Below are 19,795 nucleotides of genomic sequence, written 5' to 3' on the forward strand. Positions count from 1 at the left end.
GCGACATTCTGTGACAGGCGTTATGAGGTGTCATTATTTTGATGGAATTGCCGCCACCCTTTCAGACGAGCGGAAAATAGCCAATTTACCGGCACTTATTCAGGATAAATTGCTACAAAGTGATTTCATCGTGCCATTGTTTTTTACCCGGTATCACCGCACCATTGCCGCACCTTCAATGCTGCAAGCTCGGGTATTCGCAGTGGCGATACGCTTTAACTTCCCTCGGTTCCTGTACGGTCTGGCCATCACGCTGTTGCTGGGTGGCGGCCTGCTGGGCAATCTGCTCGCCGATTGGGATTTCAGCCAGATCAGCCGCCGCGCCGAGGCGCTGTACGGGCCCCTGGGCGCCGGGCGCCAGCGTATCGATGCCTGGCAACACCTGCTCACGGCGCAAAAGCAGGTCAGCGAGACCGAACAACTCAACGTGGTCAACTTATTCTTTAACCGCCAGTTGCACTACGAAGAAGATATCGACCTGTGGCACGAGATCGATTATTGGGCGACGCCCATTCAATCCCTGTGGAAAGGTGCCGGTGATTGTGAAGACTATGCCATCGCCAAATACTTCAGCCTGCGTCACTTGGGCGTCCCGGCCGAGAAGCTGCGCATAACCTACGTCAAGGCCTTGCGCCAGAATCGCGCGCATATGGTACTGACCTACTATGCAAGCCCGGAAGCCATGCCGTTGGTACTGGACAGCCTGATGGACCCCATTCTGCCGGCCAGCCAACGTCCGGACCTGCTGCCCGTCTATGCTTTCAACGGCGAAGGGTTGTGGCTGACCGGCGCGGCGGGCAACAAAAAAGTCGGTGATAGCAAGCGCCTGTCACGCTGGCAGGATGTCTTGAAAAAAATGACCGCCGAAGGGTTTCCGGCCAGTTCGGATAATTAACAGGAGCTACGATGTCACTGTTCAAACAATTGCTGATCGCTATCTGTGTGTTTCTAGTGGTTGCCTTCAGCGGTAGCTTCATCGTCAGCCTGGAAAGCTCGCGTGCGCAGTACGTCAACCAGTTGCGTTCCCACGCCCAGGATGCGGCCACCGCACTGGCACTGTCGCTGACGCCGAACATCGATGACCCGGCGATGACCGAGCTGATGGTCAGTTCGATTTTTGACAGTGGCTACTACGCGAGCATCCGCGTGGTGGACCTGAGCAATAACCAGGTGCTGGTGGAGCGTGCCGCCGAGCCTGATGCCAGCGGCGTACCAGCCTGGTTCGTGAAAATGATCGGCCTCGCGCCGGCCGGCGGCGATGCCATCGTCAGCCGAGGCTGGCAGCAGGCGGCACGGGTCGAGGTGATCAGCCACCCGATGTTCGCCCTGGCCAAACTGTGGCAGAGCGCATTGGGCAGCCTGGGCTGGTTGCTGCTCTGCGGCGCCGCGAGTGCGGTGCTCGGCGCGCTGTTGCTGCGCCGTCAGTTGAAGCCGCTGGACTATATGGTCGAACAGTCCCACGCCATCGCGCGGCGCGAATTCATCAGTTTGCCCGACCTGCCCCGCACCCCCGAACTGCGGCGCGTGGTGCAGGCCATGAACCAGATGGTCGAGAAGCTCAAGGCGTTGTTCAATGAACAGACCGAGCGCAGCGAGAAGCTGCGCGTGGAGTCCTACCAGGACAGCCTGACCGGGCTGGCCAACCGGCGCTATTTCGAGATGCAGCTCAACTCGCGGGTCAGCAACCTGGAAGAAGCCAGTTCAGGCTACCTGCTGATCTTGCGGGTCAATGACCTCGCCGGTCTCAACCAGCGCCTGGGCGGGCAACGCACCGACCAACTGCTGCAAGCCGTCAGCCAGCAACTGGTGCGGACCTGCGCCAAGTACCCGGAAACCCACAACCTGATCACCCGCAGCCGCGGCGGCGAGTTCGCGGTGCTTGCCCCAGGCCTGGTGCGTCACGAAGCGGTGCAATTGGCCCAGGCGCTGGAAACCACCCTGCAGAGCCTGTACGAAACGGGCGCCACAGACATGCAGAGCGTGGCCTACATCGGCCTCGCGCCCTACAACCCCGGCGATGCCTCGGCCGACCTGTTGAAGCTGGCCGACCAGGCCCTGGCCCAGGCTGAAGCCAGTAGCGGCCAAACCTGGGTATGCCTGGAGCGCCAGACCCGGGACACCGTCAGCGACGATCCGCATAGCTGGCACACCCTGCTCGACGAGGCCCTGAATCAGGGGCGCTTCCGCTTGTTTTTCCAGCCGGTGGTCAGTAGCAGCGATACCCGTCAGGTGCTGCACTACAAGGTACTGTCGCGCCTGCTCGACAACCAGGACCAGACCATTGCGGCGGGGCACTTCCTGCCCTGGCTGGAGCGCTTCGGCTGGACCGCACGCCTTGACCAATTGATGCTCGACCTGGTGATCAAACACCTGGCACAACACAACCAATCGGTGGCGTTGAACCTCTCGGCGGCGACCTTGAATGACCCACAAGCCCTGGAGCGGATGTTCGAGCGATTGGCGCAACACCCGACACTCGGTACGCGCCTGACGCTGGAGATCGGCGAAGAGCAAGTGCCCGAGCAAGCCCAGCTGGAGCGTCTCACCCGGCGCCTGCGCAGCCTCGGATACAGCCTCGGCCTGCAACGTTTCGGCGGGCGTTTCAGCATGATCGGCAACCTGGCGAACCTGGGCCTGGCGTACCTCAAAATCGACGGCAGCTACATCCGGACCATTGATCAGGAAAGCCACAAGCGCTTTTTTATCGAGGCGATCCAGCGTGCCGCCCACAGCATCGATTTGCCGTTGATTGCAGAACGCGTGGAAACCGAAGGTGAGTTGCGCGTGATTCGCGAGATGGGCATCGAAGGGGTGCAAGGCCAACTGGTCGGTGAACCTGCGCCGTGGACGTGGAGCGCCGAGTAATCAGGCCGGCTTGACGCTCATGCCGTGAAAGAGGTGCGTGCGCCTCAGATCAAACCGCTTTCATCGTCATTGATCAGCTCACTCAAACCGCCCAGCGCCGTCCGTGCCTGGGTACGCTCCATCACCTTGACCTGCGCGGCGGGCGGCAGGTCAGTGATGCGGATCACGCCCTTGGCGGTCAGCACCTGGATCAAGTCATCGAGCACCCGAATCATCTCGGAGTCGCTCTGTTGGAGCTGCTTGAGGCTGTTGTCGATCACATCCGTGGCAAACCACGCCTGAATGTCCTGATGATCCGCCGGTAGAGTCCCGGTGGATTCGGCGAAGGCCTGCGTCTCGACGCGAACCAAAGCGTTGTATTGATCGCGTTGCACGTAGAACATCAGCGTTCTCCCAATAAAAAATCCCTGCAGGCGCCGCACCTGGCTCCTACAGAGATTACACACATTTTCCCGAAGCTGGTGCCCACGGAGCGCCAATCCCGAAAGATTGGCGCTCCAGGGTGATCAGTCGTGATGCTTGACGGTCAGATCACCACCGGCGATCAGGCTGTTGATCGCGGCACTGCCACTGCCCCAGCTGGCGCCATCGACCTTGATCGTAACATCGGCCGTACCGCCACCCTGCGCCGTGAACGAACCGCTGCTGCTGACACTCAGCGTCGAGTTGCCCGCCGAGTCGGTGCTCAACTTCAGGTAGTTGGTCAGGTTGGTGTCGTTACTGCCTTGCAGCAAATCGGACAGGTCCAACTTATCGCCTTCGCTGTGCTTGAAGTCGGTGATGGTATCGACGCCAGTCCCGGTGTTGGTATCCCCTTTGAGCCACACGAAGGTATCCGCCCCCGCGCCGCCGGTGAGGGTGTCATTGCCCTTGCCGCCCACCAGGATGTCGTTACCCGCCCCGCCGTTGAGCACGTCGTTACCGCCTTGGCCGAACAGAATGTCGTCGCCGGCGTTGCCGATCAGCTTGTCAGCGCCGTCGTTGGTGCCGTAGATGTTCGACGCGCTGGCCAATGCACCCACGTCAGCGACGTGTTCGGTGATGAACTGGTGCAAGGTACGGTCATCAATGTGATCGACGGTCGTGGCCAGTTTGTCGGCCGCGAACGCCTTGAGTGCAGCACTGCCTTCAAGGTTGTTGTAGCTGATCAGGTCGCCGAACAGAATGTCGTTGCCCGAACCACCGGTGAGGGTGTCGGCGCCGGTATCGGCCGCGTGGCCGGTGATGGCATCCGCCAGCTTCGCGGTGTCGATCGTGGCGACGGTATGATCGGTATCAAACTGCTTGAGCACAGCGGTATCAATGTTCGAGCCCAGACCGATGGCCTCGACGACAACCTTGCCTGGAACCGCGTTGACCAGATCGGAGTAGGCCGACTGGGCGTTGCTCATGGCGGTGCTGGAATCGTTGTAGACCGACGCCACGTCAAAGCCGCCGCTGCTGTTGGCCACCACGGTGCCTTCGAGGTTTTTATTACCCCAACCATCGTAGGAGTAGACCTTGCCGTCGCCATCGACAATCACCTGCGTCCTGCCGTTGATTGTCGTTGTGACCGAGTTGGTCTGACCCAAGACGTAATTGCCGCTATTGACGATGCTATCAAAGTAAACATTCGAGCCGAACCAACTGGTCGAGCCCAGGAGAGGGTTACCCTGAATGGCGGTGTACATGTTCGGCTCACCGTCGGTAATGAAGTACGTCAGGTTTTTTGCACCCACATTGCTCGTGGCTTCGTCGCCTTTGAACCAGTTGGTGGCGGCGTTGAACGCATCCTGATAGTTGGTCATGTCGCTCGATTTTGACGTCATCTGAGTCAACACAGCCTGCAAGGCCGCTTTAGCGGCGTCCTTGTCGGCGAGGTTGACAGAGACCTGCGCTTCGACCCGCGTATCGAAGTCGACCAGCAGTACTTTCACAACACCCGAGTCGCTTTTACCGGCATTGCTGATCAAGGTATCGAACACGCTCGCAAGCTGCGCCTTGATCGACTTCATCGCACTGCTGCCGATACTGCCCGAGGTATCGACGATAAAGGCAATGTTGTAGTTGCTGCCGGCATTGACGATACCGCCTTTGTCACCGACCACCATGTTGTTGGCCGAGGTATTGCTCAGGTCGACGACATCGGCGGCGCCGCCGCCTTCCGTCACCACATAAGTCTGTGGCGTAACGGTAATGGTGCTGGTGGCCACCGACGAACTCAGGCTGTCAGCACCGGCGTTGTCCTTCACGGCGATCTCGACAGTGCGATCACCCGTGGTCGGATACTTGCTGGTGCTGGAGTACTGGAACGACTCGAGCAACGACTTGTAGGTGGCCGTGTCAGCCGCGCCCGACAGGGTCAGGACGATTTTGCCACTGACGTCGGTGCCAACGCTGGTCAGGGTGACGCCGTTGTAAGTACCGCCCACGGTCACCAGGCTCGAGCTGAGCTGGTCGCCCGCGCTGGCGTTTTTCAAGGTGATGGTCGCGCTTTGCATCTGGCTGCTGTCGACGTCACCGATGGCTACGTTGCCGGTGATCGCTATCCCACCCGTACTGCGCTCGGAGTAGGCCGTGCTGTAGCTGGTGAGGACGGAACCGTCTGTGGTGCTCAGGTCCAGGGTCGGTGCGTCGTTGACCGAGGTCACGGTGATAGTGCCGTTGGCCGGGGCCGAGGTCAGCGGATTGCTGCCGTTAGCGTTGCCGCTGTCGGTGGCGGTGTAGGTGAAGTTCGCCGTGCCGTTGAAGTTCGCGTTCGGTTTGAAGTACACGGTGGCTTCGCCGTTGACCGCGGTAATCGCGCCGGTCACGGGTTTGGTCATCGCTGCGTCGGTGTAGAAGGTGCCATTGGTTGGCGTGCCGACGCTGAACGATTTCACGTTCGCCAGGCCGTCTACGTCGGTCGCACTCAGCTTGACCGCGATACCTACGCTTGGATCTTCAGCACCGGTCGCGGTGGTTGCCGCTGCAACCGGCGCATCGTTGACCGGAGTCACGGTGATGCTGCCGTTGGCTGCTGGCGAGGTCAGTACATTGCTGCCGTCAGCGTTGCCGCTGTCGGTGGCGGTGTAGGTGAAGTTCGCCGTGCCGTTGAAGTTCGCGTTCGGTTTGAAGTACACGGTGGCTTCGCCGTTGACCGCGGTAATCGCACCGGTCACCGCTTTGGTCATCGCCGCGTCGGTATAGAACGTGCCATTGGTTGGCGTGCCGACGGTGAACGATTTCACGTTCGCCAGGCCGTCTACGTCGGTCGCGCTCAGCTTGACCGCGATACCTACGCTTGGATCTTCAGCACCGGTCGCGGTGGTTGCCGCTGCAACCGGCGCATCGTTGACCGGGGTCACGGTGATGCTGCCGTTGGCTGCTGGCGAGGTCAGTACGTTGCTGCCGTCAGCGTTGCCGCCGTCGGTCGCGGTGTAGGTGAAGTTCGCCGTGCCGTTGAAGTTCGCGTTCGGCTTGAAGTACACGGTGGCTTCGCCGTTGACAGCGTTAATGGCGCCGGTCACCGCTTTGGTCATCGCCGCGTCGGTATAGAACGTGCCATTGGTTGGCGTGCCGACGGTGAACGACTTGACGTTGGTCAGGCCATCGACGTCGGTCGCGCTCAGCTTGACCGCGATGCCTACGCTTGGGTCTTCAGAACCGGTCGCGGTGGTTGCTGCAGCCACTGGCGCATCGTTGACCGGAGTCACGGTGATGCTGCCGTTGGCTGCTGGCGAGGTCAGTACGTTGCTGCCGTCAGCGTTGCCGCCGTCGGTCGCGGTGTAGGTGAAGTTCGCCGTGCCGTTGAAGTTCGCGTTCGGCTTGAAGTACACGGTGGCTTCGCCGTTGACAGCGTTAATGGCGCCGGTCACAGGTTTGGTCATGGCCGCGTCGGTGTAGAAGGTGCCGTTGGTCGACGTGCCGACGGTGAACGATTTCACGTTCGCCAGGCCGTCTACGTCGGTCGCGCTCAGTTTGACCGCGATACCTACGCTTGGGTCTTCAGCACCCGTCGCAGTGGTGGCCACAGCCACCGGCGCGTCGTTGACCGCAGTGATCACCACGCTCACCTTGCCAGTCGTGACTTCTTCAACCTGCGTGCTCAACTCTTTGGCCGTTGCCGTCACAGTCAGATCGAAATTGGCAGTCGCATCCTTGGCCGGAGTGACGGTCAGGGTAGCCAGGTTCCAATTGCTGACATCGTACTGGGTGGTCGCACCCGTCGAGGTATAGCTGTGGCCCGTGGCGCCGTCGGTGATGACAGCGCCTTCAGGCAGGCCGCTGATTTCTACCTTGTGCGATTCCGACTGGTCATTGTCGACAAACGTGGTCGTGATCGGGCTGATCTTGATCGCAGTGTCTTCCAGGCCGTGGTTATAAACGTAGCCGGTGTAATAACCTTCTCCGTTGACCACGTGAGCATCGTCAAACACCGCCCCGGCGGCTTTCAACGCTTCCAGGCTGGTATAGGTCTGCACGCCGCTGCTGCCCAACGCCATCGACGGGCCGTTGTTGATCGAGACATTGACGTCGTAGTTGCCCGGGCCGGCCTGGTTGTAGTGATAGATGTCGAGGGTGTAATAACCCGACTCTGTCGGCGTGAAGGGGGTTGCGTTGATCCCGGTGCCCTGGCTCCAGGTCTCGGTCGACACCAACTTGCCGCCGACGGTAACCGCCAGGCTGTCATCGGCGCTGCCGGTGAAGCTGTAGCTCTTGCCGGCTTCCAGGTAAATCAGGCCGGAGACTTTGGTCGCGGTGAGTTCCACCACATTAGCGTTGCTCACGTTGGCGGTCACACCCGTGGAGGCTGCGCTGTCAGGCGTTTGGGCGTTGATGACCCGGATCAAATCGCTGGACTGAACAACCCCATTGCCGTTCGTACCCAATGCACCCGGCAGGTTGCCGCCGGTCCAGGTTTGAATGGTCAAGCCGGTTGGCACGTCACCGAATGCGCCGACGGTCACGACAGGAACGTCCGTCACTGGGTGGATATCCACGGTGATGGTTTTCGTATCGCTGTTGAGCTGGCCGTCGGTCGCCTGGAACTTCAGCTCGGTGTAATCACCCTGCTTGTTACCGACGCCGGCGTTGCCGAAGCTGTTATCGCCCGACTCGTTGGCCGCTGGGCTGTAACGCACATTGTGATTGTCGAAGTCGGCCTGGCTGAAGGCCTTGCCCGGCGACGTATCGGTTTTCAGATCAGCCGCGCTGAGCTTGACCCAGACACCGTCGACTTTGTACTCGATGGCACCGTTGGGCAGGCTGGTGAAGACGACTTTCAGGTCCGTGGAATCCACATCACTGACCCCGAACGTCGACCATTTCAGCTCGACTGGGGTGTCTTCGTTGCTTTCTACATAGCCATTGCTCGCAGTCGGCGCGTCGTTGACCGGAGTTACGGTGATGGTGCCGTTGGCAGGCGCTGAGGTCAGCGGGCTGCCGCCGTCAGCGATACCGCCGTCGGTCGCGGTGTAAGTGAAGTTCGCGGTGCCGTTGAAGTTTTCGTTTGGTTTGAAGTAAACGGTGGCTTCGCCGTTGACGGCGTCGATCGAGCCGGTTACCGGTTTAGTCATGGCCGCATCGGTGTAGAACGTGCCGTTGGTTGGCGTGCCGACGGTGAAGGATTTCACGTCTGCCACGCCGTCTACGTCGGTGGCGGACAGCTTGACCGCGATACCTACGCTTGGGTCTTCAGCACCGGTCGCGGTAGTGGCCGCAGCCACAGGCGCGTCGTTGACCGGAGTTACGGTGATGGTGCCGTTGGCTGGAGCCGAAGTCAGCGGGCTGCCGCCGTCAGCAATACCGCCGTCGGTGGCGGTGTAGGTGAAGTTCGCGGTGCCGTTGAAGTTCGCGTTTGGTTTGAAGTAAACGGTGGCTTCGCCGTTGACGGCGTCGATCGAGCCGGTTACCGGCTTGGTCATGGCGGCGTCGGTGTAGAAGGTGCCGTTGGTTGGCGTGCCGACGGTGAAGGACTTCACGTCTGCCACGCCGTCTACGTCGGTGGCGGACAGTTTGACCGCGATACCTACGCTTGGATCTTCAGCACCCGTCGCGGTAGTGGTCACAGCCACTGGCGCGTCGTTGACCGGAGTTACGGTGATGGTGCCGTTAGCCGGAGCTGAGGTCAGCGGGCTGCCGCCGTCAGCGATACCGCCGTCGGTGGCGGTGTAGGTGAAGTTCGCGGTGCCGTTGAAGTTCGCGTTTGGTTTGAAGTAAACGGTCGCTTCGCCGTTGACCGCATCAATAGCGCCAGTCACTGGCTTGGTCATGGCGGCGTCGGTGTAGAACGTGCCGTTGGTTGGCGTGCCGACGGTGAACGATTTCACGTCTGCCACGCCATCCACGTCGGTAGCGGACAGTTTGACCGCGATACCTACGCTTGGATCTTCAGCACCGGTTGCGGTAGTGGTCACAGCCACTGGCGCGTCGTTGACCGGAGTTACGGTGATAGTGCCGTTAGCAGGCGCAGAGGTCAGCGGGCTGCCGCCGTCAGCAATACCGCCGTCGGTGGCGGTGTAGGTGAAGTTCGCGGTGCCGTTGAAGTTCGCGTTTGGTTTGAAGTAAACGGTGGCTTCGCCGTTGACGGCGTCGATCGAGCCGGTTACCGGCTTGGTCATGGCGGCGTCGGTGTAGAAGGTGCCGTTGGTTGGGGTGCCGACGGTGAAGGATTTCACGTCTGCCACGCCATCTACGTCGGTGGCGCTCAGTTTGACCGCGATACCTACGCTTGGGTCTTCAGCACCGGTTGCGGTAGTGGTCACAGCCACTGGCGCGTCGTTGACCGGAGTCACGGTGATGCTGCCGTTGGCAGGCGCCGAGGTCAGCGGGCTGCCGCCGTCAGCGATACCGCCGTCGGTGGCGGTGTAGGTGAAGTTCGCCGTGCCGTTGAAGTTCGCGTTCGGCTTGAAGTAAACGGTCGCTTCGCCGTTGACCGCATCAATAGCGCCGGTCACTGGCTTGGTCATCGCCGCATCGGTGTAGAACGTGCCGTTGGTAGGCGTGCCGACAGTGAAGGATTTCACGTCTGCCACGCCGTCTACGTCGGTGGCGCTCAGCTTGACCGCGATACCTACGCTTGGGTCTTCAGCACCGGTCGCGGTAGTGGTCACAGCCACAGGCGCATCGTTGACCGGGGTCACGGTGATGGTGCCGTTGGCAGGCGCTGAGGTCAGCGGGCTGCCGCCGTCAGCAATGCCACCGTCGGTGGCGGTGTAAGTGAAGTTGGCGGTACCGTTGAAGTTCGCGTTCGGCTTGAAGTAAACGGTGGCTTCGCCGTTGATCGCGTCAATCGAGCCAGTCACTGGCTTGGTCATGGCCGCATCGGTGTAGAACGTGCCATTGGTTGGCGTGCCGACGGTGAACGATTTCACGTCCGCCACGCCGTCTACGTCAGTGGCCGAAAGCTTAACTTCGATACCCTGGACCGGATCTTCAGAACCCGTTGCAGTGGTCGGTGCTGCGACCGGCGCGTCGTTCACCGCAGTCACGGTGATGGTGCCGTTGGCTGGAGCCGAGGTCAGCGGGCTGCCGCCGTCAGCAATACCGCCGTCGGTAGCGGTGTAGGTGAAGTTCGCCGTGCCGTTGAAGTTCGCGTTTGGTTTGAAGTAAACGGTGGCTTCGCCGTTGACCGCGTCGATCGAGCCAGTTACTGGCTTGGTCATGGCGGCATCGGTGTAGAACGTGCCGTTGGTAGGCGTGCCGACGGTGAAGGATTTCACGTCTGCCACGCCGTCTACGTCGGTGGCGGACAGTTTGACCGCGATACCTACGCTTGGATCTTCAGCACCGGTCGCGGTAGTGGTCACAGCCACAGGCGCGTCGTTGACCGGAGTCACAGTGATAGTGCCGTTGGCAGGCGCAGAGGTCAGCGGGCTGCCGCCGTCAGCAATACCGCCGTCGGTGGCGGTGTAGGTGAAGTTCGCCGTGCCGTTGAAGTTCGCGTTTGGTTTGAAGTACACCGTGGCTTCGCCGTTGACTGCGTCAATCGAGCCAGTCACTGGCTTGGTCATGGCCGCATCGGTGTAGAACGTACCGTTGGTTGGCGTGCCGACGGTGAAGGATTTCACGTCTGCCACGCCATCCACGTCGGTGGCGGACAGCTTGACCGCGATACCTACGCTTGGATCTTCAGCACCGGTCGCGGTAGTGGTCACAGCCACAGGCGCGTCGTTGACCGGAGTTACGGTGATGGTGCCGTTGGCTGGAGCCGAAGTCAGCGGGCTGCCGCCGTCGGCAATACCACCGTCGGTGGCGGTGTAAGTGAAGTTCGCAGTGCCGTTGAAGTTTTCGTTTGGTTTGAAGTAAACCGTGGCTTCGCCGTTGACTGCGTCAATGGAACCGGTCACCGGTTTGGTCATCGCCGCGTCGGTGTAGAACGTGCCATTGGTTGGCGTGCCGACGGTGAAGGATTTCACGTCTGCCACTCCATCTACGTCGGTGGCGGACAGTTTGACCGCGATACCTACGCTTGGATCTTCAGCACCGGTTGCGGTAGTGGTCACAGCCACAGGCGCATCGTTGACCGGGGTCACGGTGATAGTGCCGTTAGCAGGCGCGGAGGTCAGCGGGCTGCCGCCGTCAGCGATACCGCCGTCGGTCGCGGTGTAAGTGAAGTTCGCGGTGCCGTTGAAGTTCGCGTTCGGCTTGAAGTAAACGGTCGCTTCGCCGTTGACCGCGTCAATGGAACCGGTCACCGGTTTGGTCATGGCCGCATCGGTGTAGAACGTGCCATTGGTTGGCGTGCCGACGGTGAAGGATTTCACGTCTGCCACTCCATCTACGTCGGTGGCGGACAGTTTGACCGCGATACCTACGCTTGGATCTTCAGCACCGGTTGCGGTAGTGGTCACAGCCACAGGCGCATCGTTGACCGGGGTCACGGTGATAGTGCCGTTAGCAGGCGCGGAGGTCAGCGGGCTGCCGCCGTCAGCGATACCGCCGTCAGTGGCGGTGTAGGTGAAGTTCGCCGTGCCGTTGAAGTTCGCGTTCGGCTTGAAGTAAACGGTCGCTTCGCCGTTGACCGCATCAATAGCGCCGGTCACTGGCTTGGTCATCGCCGCATCGGTGTAGAACGTGCCGTTGGTTGGCGTGCCGACGTTGAACGATTTCACGTCTGCCACGCCATCCACGTCGGTGGCGGACAGCTTGACCGCGATACCTACGCTTGGATCTTCAGCACCGGTCGCGGTAGTGGTCACAGCCACAGGCGCGTCGTTGACCGGAGTCACCGTGATGGTGCCGTTGGCAGGCGCAGAGGTCAGCGGGCTGCCGCCGTCGGCAATACCGCCGTCGGTGGCGGTGTAGGTGAAGTTCGCCGTGCCGTTGAAGTTTTCGTTTGGCTTGAAGTAAACGGTCGCTTCGCCGTTGACTGCGTCAATGGAACCGGTCACCGGTTTGGTCATAGCGGCGTCGGTGTAGAACGTGCCGTTGGTAGGCGTGCCGACGGTGAAGGATTTCACGTCTGCCACGCCGTCTACGTCGGTGGCGGACAGCTTGACCGCGATACCTACGCTTGGATCTTCAGCACCGCTCGCGGTAGTGGTCACAGCCACAGGCGCATCGTTGACCGGAGTTACGGTGATGGTGCCGTTGGCAGGTGCTGAGGTCAGCGGGCTGCCGCCGTCAGCAATGCCACCGTCGGTGGCGGTGTAAGTGAAGTTGGCGGTACCGTTGAAGTTCGCGTTCGGCTTGAAGTAAACGGTGGCTTCGCCGTTGATCGCGTCAATCGAGCCAGTCACTGGCTTGGTCATGGCCGCATCGGTGTAGAACGTGCCATTGGTTGGCGTGCCGACGGTGAACGATTTCACGTCCGCCACGCCGTCTACGTCAGTGGCCGAAAGCTTAACTTCGATACCCTGGACCGGATCTTCAGAACCCGTTGCAGTGGTCGGTGCGGCAACCGGCGCATCGTTCACCGCAGTCACAGTGATGGTGCCATTGGCAGGCGCCGAGGTCAGCGGGTTGCTGCCGTCAGCATTGCCACTGTCGGTGGCGGTATAGGTGAAGTTCGCCGTGCCGTTGAAGTTCGCATTTGGCTTGAAGTAAACCGTGGCTTCGCCGTTGATGGCGTCGATCGAGCCAGTCACCGGTTTGGTCATCGCCGCATCGGTATAGAACGTACCGTTGGTCGACGTACCAACCGCGAACGATTTCACGTTCTCCACGCCATCGATATCAGTAGCCGAAAGTTTGACTTCGATACCTTGAACCGGATCTTCGGAACCGGTCGCGGTAGTCGCGATAGCTTCTGGCGCATCGTTAACGGCAATCACGTTGATCGGCAGGGTGATCGACTCGGACTTCGGATCAGCCGTGCCGTCCTGCGCGGTGGCAGTGACAGTGAGGTTCACCAGGCCGTTGGCGTTTTCCGCCGGGGTGAAGACCAGGGTGGCCTTGTTCCAATTGCTGATGTCGACGCTTTGATTGCCAGCCGTCGCGGTGAAGGTGTGGCCCGGCGTGCCATCGGAGATGGTCGCGTTGAGCGGTATGCCACCGACTTCCAGCTTGAGCGTCTCGGAGCCATCCTTGTCGGTGGCGTATGCGTCGATGGTCGACAGCTTGATCGCATGGTCTTCCAGGCCGGTGTTCAGCACCTGGGTGACGTTGATGTTGTCCAGCACGCCGCCCAACGAGTTGTTTGCATCCCCGGCCGGGGCTTTGAACTCGAGTTTGGCATCGCCGTCAGCAGTGACCGGCACGACGAAGGTGTAAGTCTTCATGCCGACGGTGGTGGTATCCAGGGTGCCGACTTTGACGCCGCCCCAGAATACGTCGATCACCGAATTGTTCTCGGCACCCGCACGCGGCGAGTAGTCGACCGAGATGGTGTACGCCGTGCCGGCTTCTGCCTTGATGATGGTGTACAGGCTGGAGTCGTCGCCGGCGTTTTTCTCAAGCTCGATGACCTGGCTGTTGCCTGGGGTCTCTACGCCGTAGTTGCTGCTTTGGCCGATTTCGACTTGGCCGCCGGCATTCCCCGTGAGCCACGGAGTGCTCGGGGTGCCACTGACAGGCGCGTTGTTGGCGTCATTTACCCCGACGATGCCCCACGAACCATTGAGGTTGGCGCTGTCGAAGTTGATCGAGGTCACAGGGCCGCCGCCGAGCAGGCCCAGGTGCGGAGTGTCGGTAACCGGCGCGATCGTGATGTCGGCCGTCGTTACGGCGCTCGATTTACCGCCGTTGTCGACCGCAGTGAACGTCACCTCGGTTTTGCCGCTCCAGTCGCCGGTCGGGGCGAAGTAAACCGCGGCCTTGCCGTCGGCACCCGCTGGCACCGAGTCGCCGACTTTGAGTTCGGTTTGCAGCGTGGCATCGCTGTACAGCTTGCCGTTTTCCGGCAAGGTGGTGATGACAAAGCTGGAGACGGTACCGTCCACATCCTTGCCGTCCAGCACGATCTTGGCGGTATGGTCTTCATCGGCGGTGGTGTTGTCGGCCGATGCAGTCGGGGCGTCGTTGAACAGGTCGATAGTGACCTTGCCAGTGGCGCTGCCGGTTTCCGGCGGTTCGCGATCCAGGTTGCCGCCACCGTTGTCAGTCACATCGATGGTGACGGTACGATCGGTACCGACAGGGTTATTGCCCGGGCTCTGGAAGGTGATGGCTTCAACCAGTTTGACGAAGTCGGCGGCGCTGCTGCCGGCCTTCGAGTCGCTGGTGAGGGTGTAGACGATTTTCCCGTCGGCGGCGCTGCCGCTCTGGGTGATGGTGATCCCGGCAACGGCCAGGGCCTTGAGCACATCGGTATTGCTGAGCAAATCACCTGCAGCCAGGTGGTCGACGGTGACCACGACTTTGCTGAAGGTGGTGTTGTCGACGTCTTTGATGGTCAGGTTTTCGACCAGCGCGACTGCGTCTTTTTGCTCAGTGAATGTGGTGCTGTCGAACTTGACCTCAGGCGGATCGTTCACCGGAACCACGTACACCACGGAGGTGACAGGCGCCGAATCCAGCTGGCCGTCGTTGACGGTGATGGTCAGGGTGCGATTGGCCGGGTCCGGGTTCTCGCTTTCGCTGGCGAAGTGTACCGAACGCAGGACTTCCTGGTACTCAGCCGTGGTGGCCTCACCGGACAAGGTCAAGATGCCCGTGGCCTTGTCGTAGCTGACTGCAATTTTGGTGTTGCTGACATCTGCGATCAGTACATCGTCTGCCAGGTGGTTGACGAGTGTGACTTTTGCGCTTTGCAGGGTGTTGTTGTCGACGTCGCTGACGGTCAGGTTCGCCGCCACGTAGCCGCCAGGCTTGCCTTCAATATAGGTGTCGCCGAACGCGTTGGTCGAGGCGTTGCCCAGTACCGGAGCGTCGTTCACCGCAGTCACGGTGATGGTGCCGTTGGCCGGAGCCGAGGTCAGCGGGCTGCCGCCGCCAGCAATGCCGCCGTCGGTGGCGGTGTAGGTGAAGTTCGCGGTGCCGTTGAAGTTTTCGTTTGGCTTGAAGTAAACGGTGGCTTCACCGTTGACCGCGTCGATCGAGCCGGTTACCGGCTTGGTCATGGCCGCGTCGGTGTAGAAGGTGCCGTTGGTTGGGGTGCCGACGGTGAAGGATTTCACGTCTGCCACGCCGTCTACGTCGGTGGCGCTCAGTTTGACTTCGATGCCTTGAACCGGATCTTCGGAACCCGTTGCGGTGGTCGGTGCGGCGACCGGCGCATCGTTGACCGGAGTCACGGTGATGGTGCCGTTGGCCGGAGCCGAGGTCAGCGGGCTGCCGCCGTCAGCGATACCGCCGTCGGTCGCGGTGTAGGTGAAGTTCGCGGTGCCGTTGAAGTTTTCGTTTGGCTTGAAGTAAACGGTGGCTTCGCCGTTGACTGCGTCAATCGAGCCAGTTACTGGCTTGGTCATGGCCGCGTCGGTGTAGAAGGTGCCGTTGGTTGGCGTGCCGACGGTGAAGGATTTCACGTCTGTCACGCCGTCTACGTCGGTCGCGCTCAGTTTGACTTCGATGCCTTGAACCGGATCTTCAGAACCCGTTGCGGTGGTCGGTGCGGCGACCGGTGCATCGTTGACCGGAGTCACGGTGATGGTGCCGTTGGCCGGAGCCGAGGTCAGCGGGCTGCCGCCGTCAGCAATACCGCCGTCGGTCGCGGTGTAGGTGAAGTTCGCGGTGCCGTTGAAGTTTTCATTTGGCTTGAAGTAAACGGTGGCTTCGCCGTTGACGGCGTCGATCGAGCCAGTTACTGGCTTGGTCATGGCCGCGTCGGTGTAGAAGGTGCCGTTGGTTGGGGTGCCGACGGTGAAGGATTTCACGTCTGTCACGCCGTCTACGTCGGTGGCGCTCAGTTTGACCGCGATACCTACGCTTGGATCTTCAGCACCCGTTGCGGTAGTGGCCGCAGCCACTGGCGCGTCGTTGACCGGAGTCACGGTGATAGTGCCGTTGGCAGGCGCAGAGGTCAGCGGGCTGCCGCCGTCAGCGATACCGCCGTCGGTCGCGGTGTAGGTGAAGTTCGCGGTGCCGTTGAAGTTTTCGTTTGGTTTGAAGTAAACGGTGGCTTCACCGTTAACGGCGTCGATCGAGCCAGTAACTGGCTTGGTCATGGCCGCGTCGGTGTAGAAGGTGCCGTTGGTTGGGGTGCCGACGGTGAAGGATTTCACGTCTGTCACGCCATCTACGTCGGTCGCGCTCAGTTTGACTTCGATGCCTTGAACCGGATCTTCAGAACCCGTTGCGGTGGTCGGTGCGGCGACCGGCGCATCGTTGACCGCCGTCACGGTGATAGTGCCGTTGGCCGGAGTAGAAGTCAGCGGGTTGGTGCCGTCAGCGTTGCCACTGTCGGTCGCGGTATAGGTGAAGTTCGCCGTGCCGTTGAAGTTTTCGTTCGGTTTGAAGTAAACCGTGGCTTCGCCGTTGACCGCGTCGATCGAGCCGGTTACCGGCTTGGTCATGGCAGCGTCGGTATAGAACGTGCCGTTGGTAGGCGTGCCGACGGTGAACGATTTCACGTTCTCCACGCCATCGATATCAGTGGCCGAAAGCTTGACTTCGATGCCCTGGGCCGGATCTTCAGAACCGGTCGCGGTAGTGGCGACAGCTTCTGGCGCATCGTTGACCGCCGTCACGGTGATAGTGCCGTTAGCTGGGGTCGAGGTCAGCGGGTTGCTGCCGTCAGCGTTGCCACTGTCGGTCGCGGTATAGGTGAAGTTCGCCGTGCCGTTGAAGTTTTCGTTCGGTTTGAAGTAAACCGTGGCTTCGCCGTTGACCGCGTCGATCGAGCCGGTTACCGGCTTGGTCATGGCAGCGTCGGTATAGAACGTGCCGTTGGTAGGCGTGCCGACGGTGAACGATTTCACGTTGTCCACGCCATCGATATCAGTGGCCGAAAGCTTGACTTCGATGCCCTGGGCCGGATCTTCAGAACCGGTCGCAGTGGTCGCCACAGCCACCGGCGCGTCGTTCACCGCAGTGACAGTGATGGTGCCGTTGGCTGGAGTCGAGGTCAGCGGATTGCTGCCATCAGCATTGCCGCTGTCGGTCGCGGTATAAGTGAAATTCGCGGTGCCGTTGAAGTTTTCGTTTGGCTTGAAGTAAACAGTCGCTTCGCCGTTGACCGCGTCGATCGAGCCAGTCACCGGTTTGGTCATGGCAGCATCGGTGTAGAACGTGCCATTGGTTGGCGTGCCGACAGTGAACGATTTCACGTTGTCCACGCCGTCTACGTCGGTGGCCGAAAGCTTGACTTCGATGCCCTGGACCGAATCTTCAGAGCCCGTCGCAGTGGTCGCCACAGCCTCAGGCGCATCGTTGACCGCCGTCACAGTGACAGTGCCGTTAGCCGGCGCAGAGGTCAGCGGGTTGCTGCCATCCGCGTTGCCGCTGTCGGTCGCGGTATAGGTGAAGTTCGCGGTGCCGTTGAAGTTTTCGTTCGGCTTGAAGTACACGGTGGCTTCGCCATTGACCGCGTCAATCGCGCCAGTCACCGGCTTGGTCATGGCAGCGTCGGTGTAGAACGTGCCGTTGGCCGACTCGCCGACGGTGAACGATTTCACGTTCGCCAGGCCATCCACATCGGTCGCGCTCAGCTTGACCGCAATGCCTACGCTTGGATCTTCAGTCCCGGTTGCAGTGGTCGCGATCGCTTCCGGTGCATCGTTGACCGCCGTCACAGTGACAGTGCCGTTAGCCGGAGCAGAGGTCAGCGGGTTGCTGCCATCCGCGTTGCCGCTGTCGGTCGCGGTATAGGTGAAATTCGCGGTGCCGTTGAAGTTTTCGTTCGGCTTGAAGTAAATCGTCGCTTCGCCGTTGACCGCGTCGATCGAGCCGGTCACCGGTTTGGTCATGGCCGCGTCGGTGTAGAACGTGCCATTGGTTGGCGTGCCGACAGTGAACGATTTCACGTTCGCCAAGCCATCCCCATCGGTCGCACTCAGTTTGACCGCAATGCCCTGGGCCGGATCTTCAGCTCCGTTCGCTGCAACCACCACTGCCACCGGCGCGTCGTTAACCGGCGTCACCGTCACGTCCAGCGTGCTGCTCGAACCGGTATTGGTGGTGTAGCCGATTTGCGGCACTTCACCGTTGTAATCCTTGACCGGGGTAAACGCATACGCGCCATCCGCACCGATGGTGACGGTACCGACACCTTCGACAATGGCGGTTTGGCCTGCGTTATACGTGGTGCCGCCAACGGTGAACGTCGCGACGGTCAGCACGTTGTCGATGTCGCTGTCATTGCTCAGCACGTTGCCAGTGGCAACCTGCTCCTCGGCAACCGTGTTGGTGTCTGCGACCAGCACGCTCGGGTTGTCGACAGCGATCACGGTGGTAGTGGCGGCTTCCGGGTTGATCGCCAGGTTTTCGTAGTTACCGCCGCTTGCACCGGTGATGGTGGCGCTGACGGTCAGGTCTTTGCCATCGGCCAGGTTTGCCGGCGTATCGACGCTGACGGTGCCCGTGGTTTTACCGGCTTCGATGGTGATGGTGGTGTTGTTGGACAGCGTGATGGTGACGTCGGTCTGCGCGGCGTTGTTCACGGTCGCGGTATAAACGATCTTGCCGCCCTCATCGACCGACGCGTTCGCGCTCAGCGTGACGGTGGTGGTGTCGATGGTGTCATTGATCTGCGTAACGGCCGGCGCCGGGTCGGTGGTGATGATCAGGTTGCCGCCGCCGGACGTGCCGGTGATGGTGGTGGAGATCGACGAGGCATCCAGGTAAGGCGTGTCATTGCCCGCGAACGTGACGTTCAGCGCGCCCGCGGTCTGGCCGGCGAGGACCACGACAGACAAGCCGTTGGACAAGGTGACGGTCAGGTCACTGGTCGGCGCCTGGGTGACAAACACGGTGTAAACCACGACGCCGCCGGCTTCGGTGATGCTCGGCGTGGCAGTCAAGGTGATGGTGACGCTGCGCGGATCGAGGCTGTTATTGGTAGCGGCGGTGAACAGGCTGGTCGCGGCATCGGCGGCATTCAAGCCGTTCGTCGGATAACCGATGGTAGGGTCAACCGTGCCTGCGGTGGCGTCCAGCACGACAAAGCTGTGGCCGCCACCCACGGCGCCGTCCGCGCCAGCGGCAGTCGGGCCGGCAGCTGTGGCTTCAAGGTCTTGGGTCGGGTCGGCACCGGCAGCGATGGCTTGCTGCAGTTCGGCAACGGAGGGTGCTTCCTGGGCAGTGGCGGCACTCAGGTCGGTCACTGAGTCAGGCGTGTTCGCGCTCCATTGCGTGTCGCGCCCCAGGTCAAGGGTGCGGCCATCGGCAAGCTCCAGCGACACGGAGCCGGCAGGACCGGTTTCCACCTGCTCCCCTGCAAACAAACGATCCCCTTCTACCAGCAGGCGACGAATCCCTTCCGGGGATACCGCAAACACTTGACCGACAATGCTTTTGACGACCGCAACGCTGCTCATAAAAGACTCTCCGTGTATTACCGTTCAGGGGGCATCCATCATGGAGACCGGCCTTTCTCTCTAGTGCCGATTCAATAGCTGGAGTACGTTAAACCCATGTAAAAAATTTGGCGTCA

The 19,795-nt window shown here is 60.9% G+C and carries 4 protein-coding genes; 2 read left to right on the forward strand and 2 right to left on the reverse strand.

The window, feature by feature from the left end:
- Positions 1-178 precede the first annotated feature (178 nt).
- Positions 179-895 carry a cysteine protease LapG gene (lapG, locus tag C8K66_RS28545; RefSeq protein WP_017849958.1) on the forward strand — a complete coding sequence of 239 codons (717 nt, stop codon included), beginning with the start codon at positions 179-181 and terminating at the stop codon, positions 893-895.
- Between the two features lie 11 nt (positions 896-906).
- Positions 907-2,865 (forward strand): cyclic di-GMP receptor LapD, encoded by a 1,959-nt coding sequence (gene lapD / locus C8K66_RS28550; RefSeq protein ID WP_046385016.1) that lies wholly within the window; start codon positions 907-909, stop codon positions 2,863-2,865.
- Positions 2,866-2,909: 44 nt separating this feature from the next.
- Here the strand turns inward: lapD and C8K66_RS28555 are convergent, their stop codons facing one another.
- Complete coding sequence (locus C8K66_RS28555) at positions 2,910-3,248, reverse strand: hypothetical protein (protein WP_057003600.1); 339 nt, start codon at positions 3,246-3,248, stop codon at positions 2,910-2,912.
- A gap of 123 nt (positions 3,249-3,371) precedes the next feature.
- Entirely contained in the window at positions 3,372-19,679 is a 16,308-nt protein-coding gene (locus C8K66_RS30925; RefSeq protein ID WP_108526633.1) for a retention module-containing protein, read from the reverse strand.
- Between the last annotated feature and the right edge of the window lie 116 nt (positions 19,680-19,795).

Source organism: Pseudomonas sp. GV105 (genome assembly GCF_003058185.1).
Lineage (GTDB): Bacteria > Pseudomonadota > Gammaproteobacteria > Pseudomonadales > Pseudomonadaceae > Aquipseudomonas > Aquipseudomonas veronii.

Coding starts and splice junctions, on each gene's coding strand:
- C8K66_RS28555 (WP_057003600.1), bottom strand. CDS start 3,248: ATGTTCTACGTGCAACGCGATCAATACAACGCTTTGGTTCGCGTCGAG.
- lapD (WP_046385016.1), top strand. CDS start 907: ATGTCACTGTTCAAACAATTGCTGATCGCTATCTGTGTGTTTCTAGTG.
- lapG (WP_017849958.1), top strand. CDS start 179: ATGCTGCAAGCTCGGGTATTCGCAGTGGCGATACGCTTTAACTTCCCT.
- C8K66_RS30925 (WP_108526633.1), bottom strand. CDS start 19,679: ATGAGCAGCGTTGCGGTCGTCAAAAGCATTGTCGGTCAAGTGTTTGCG.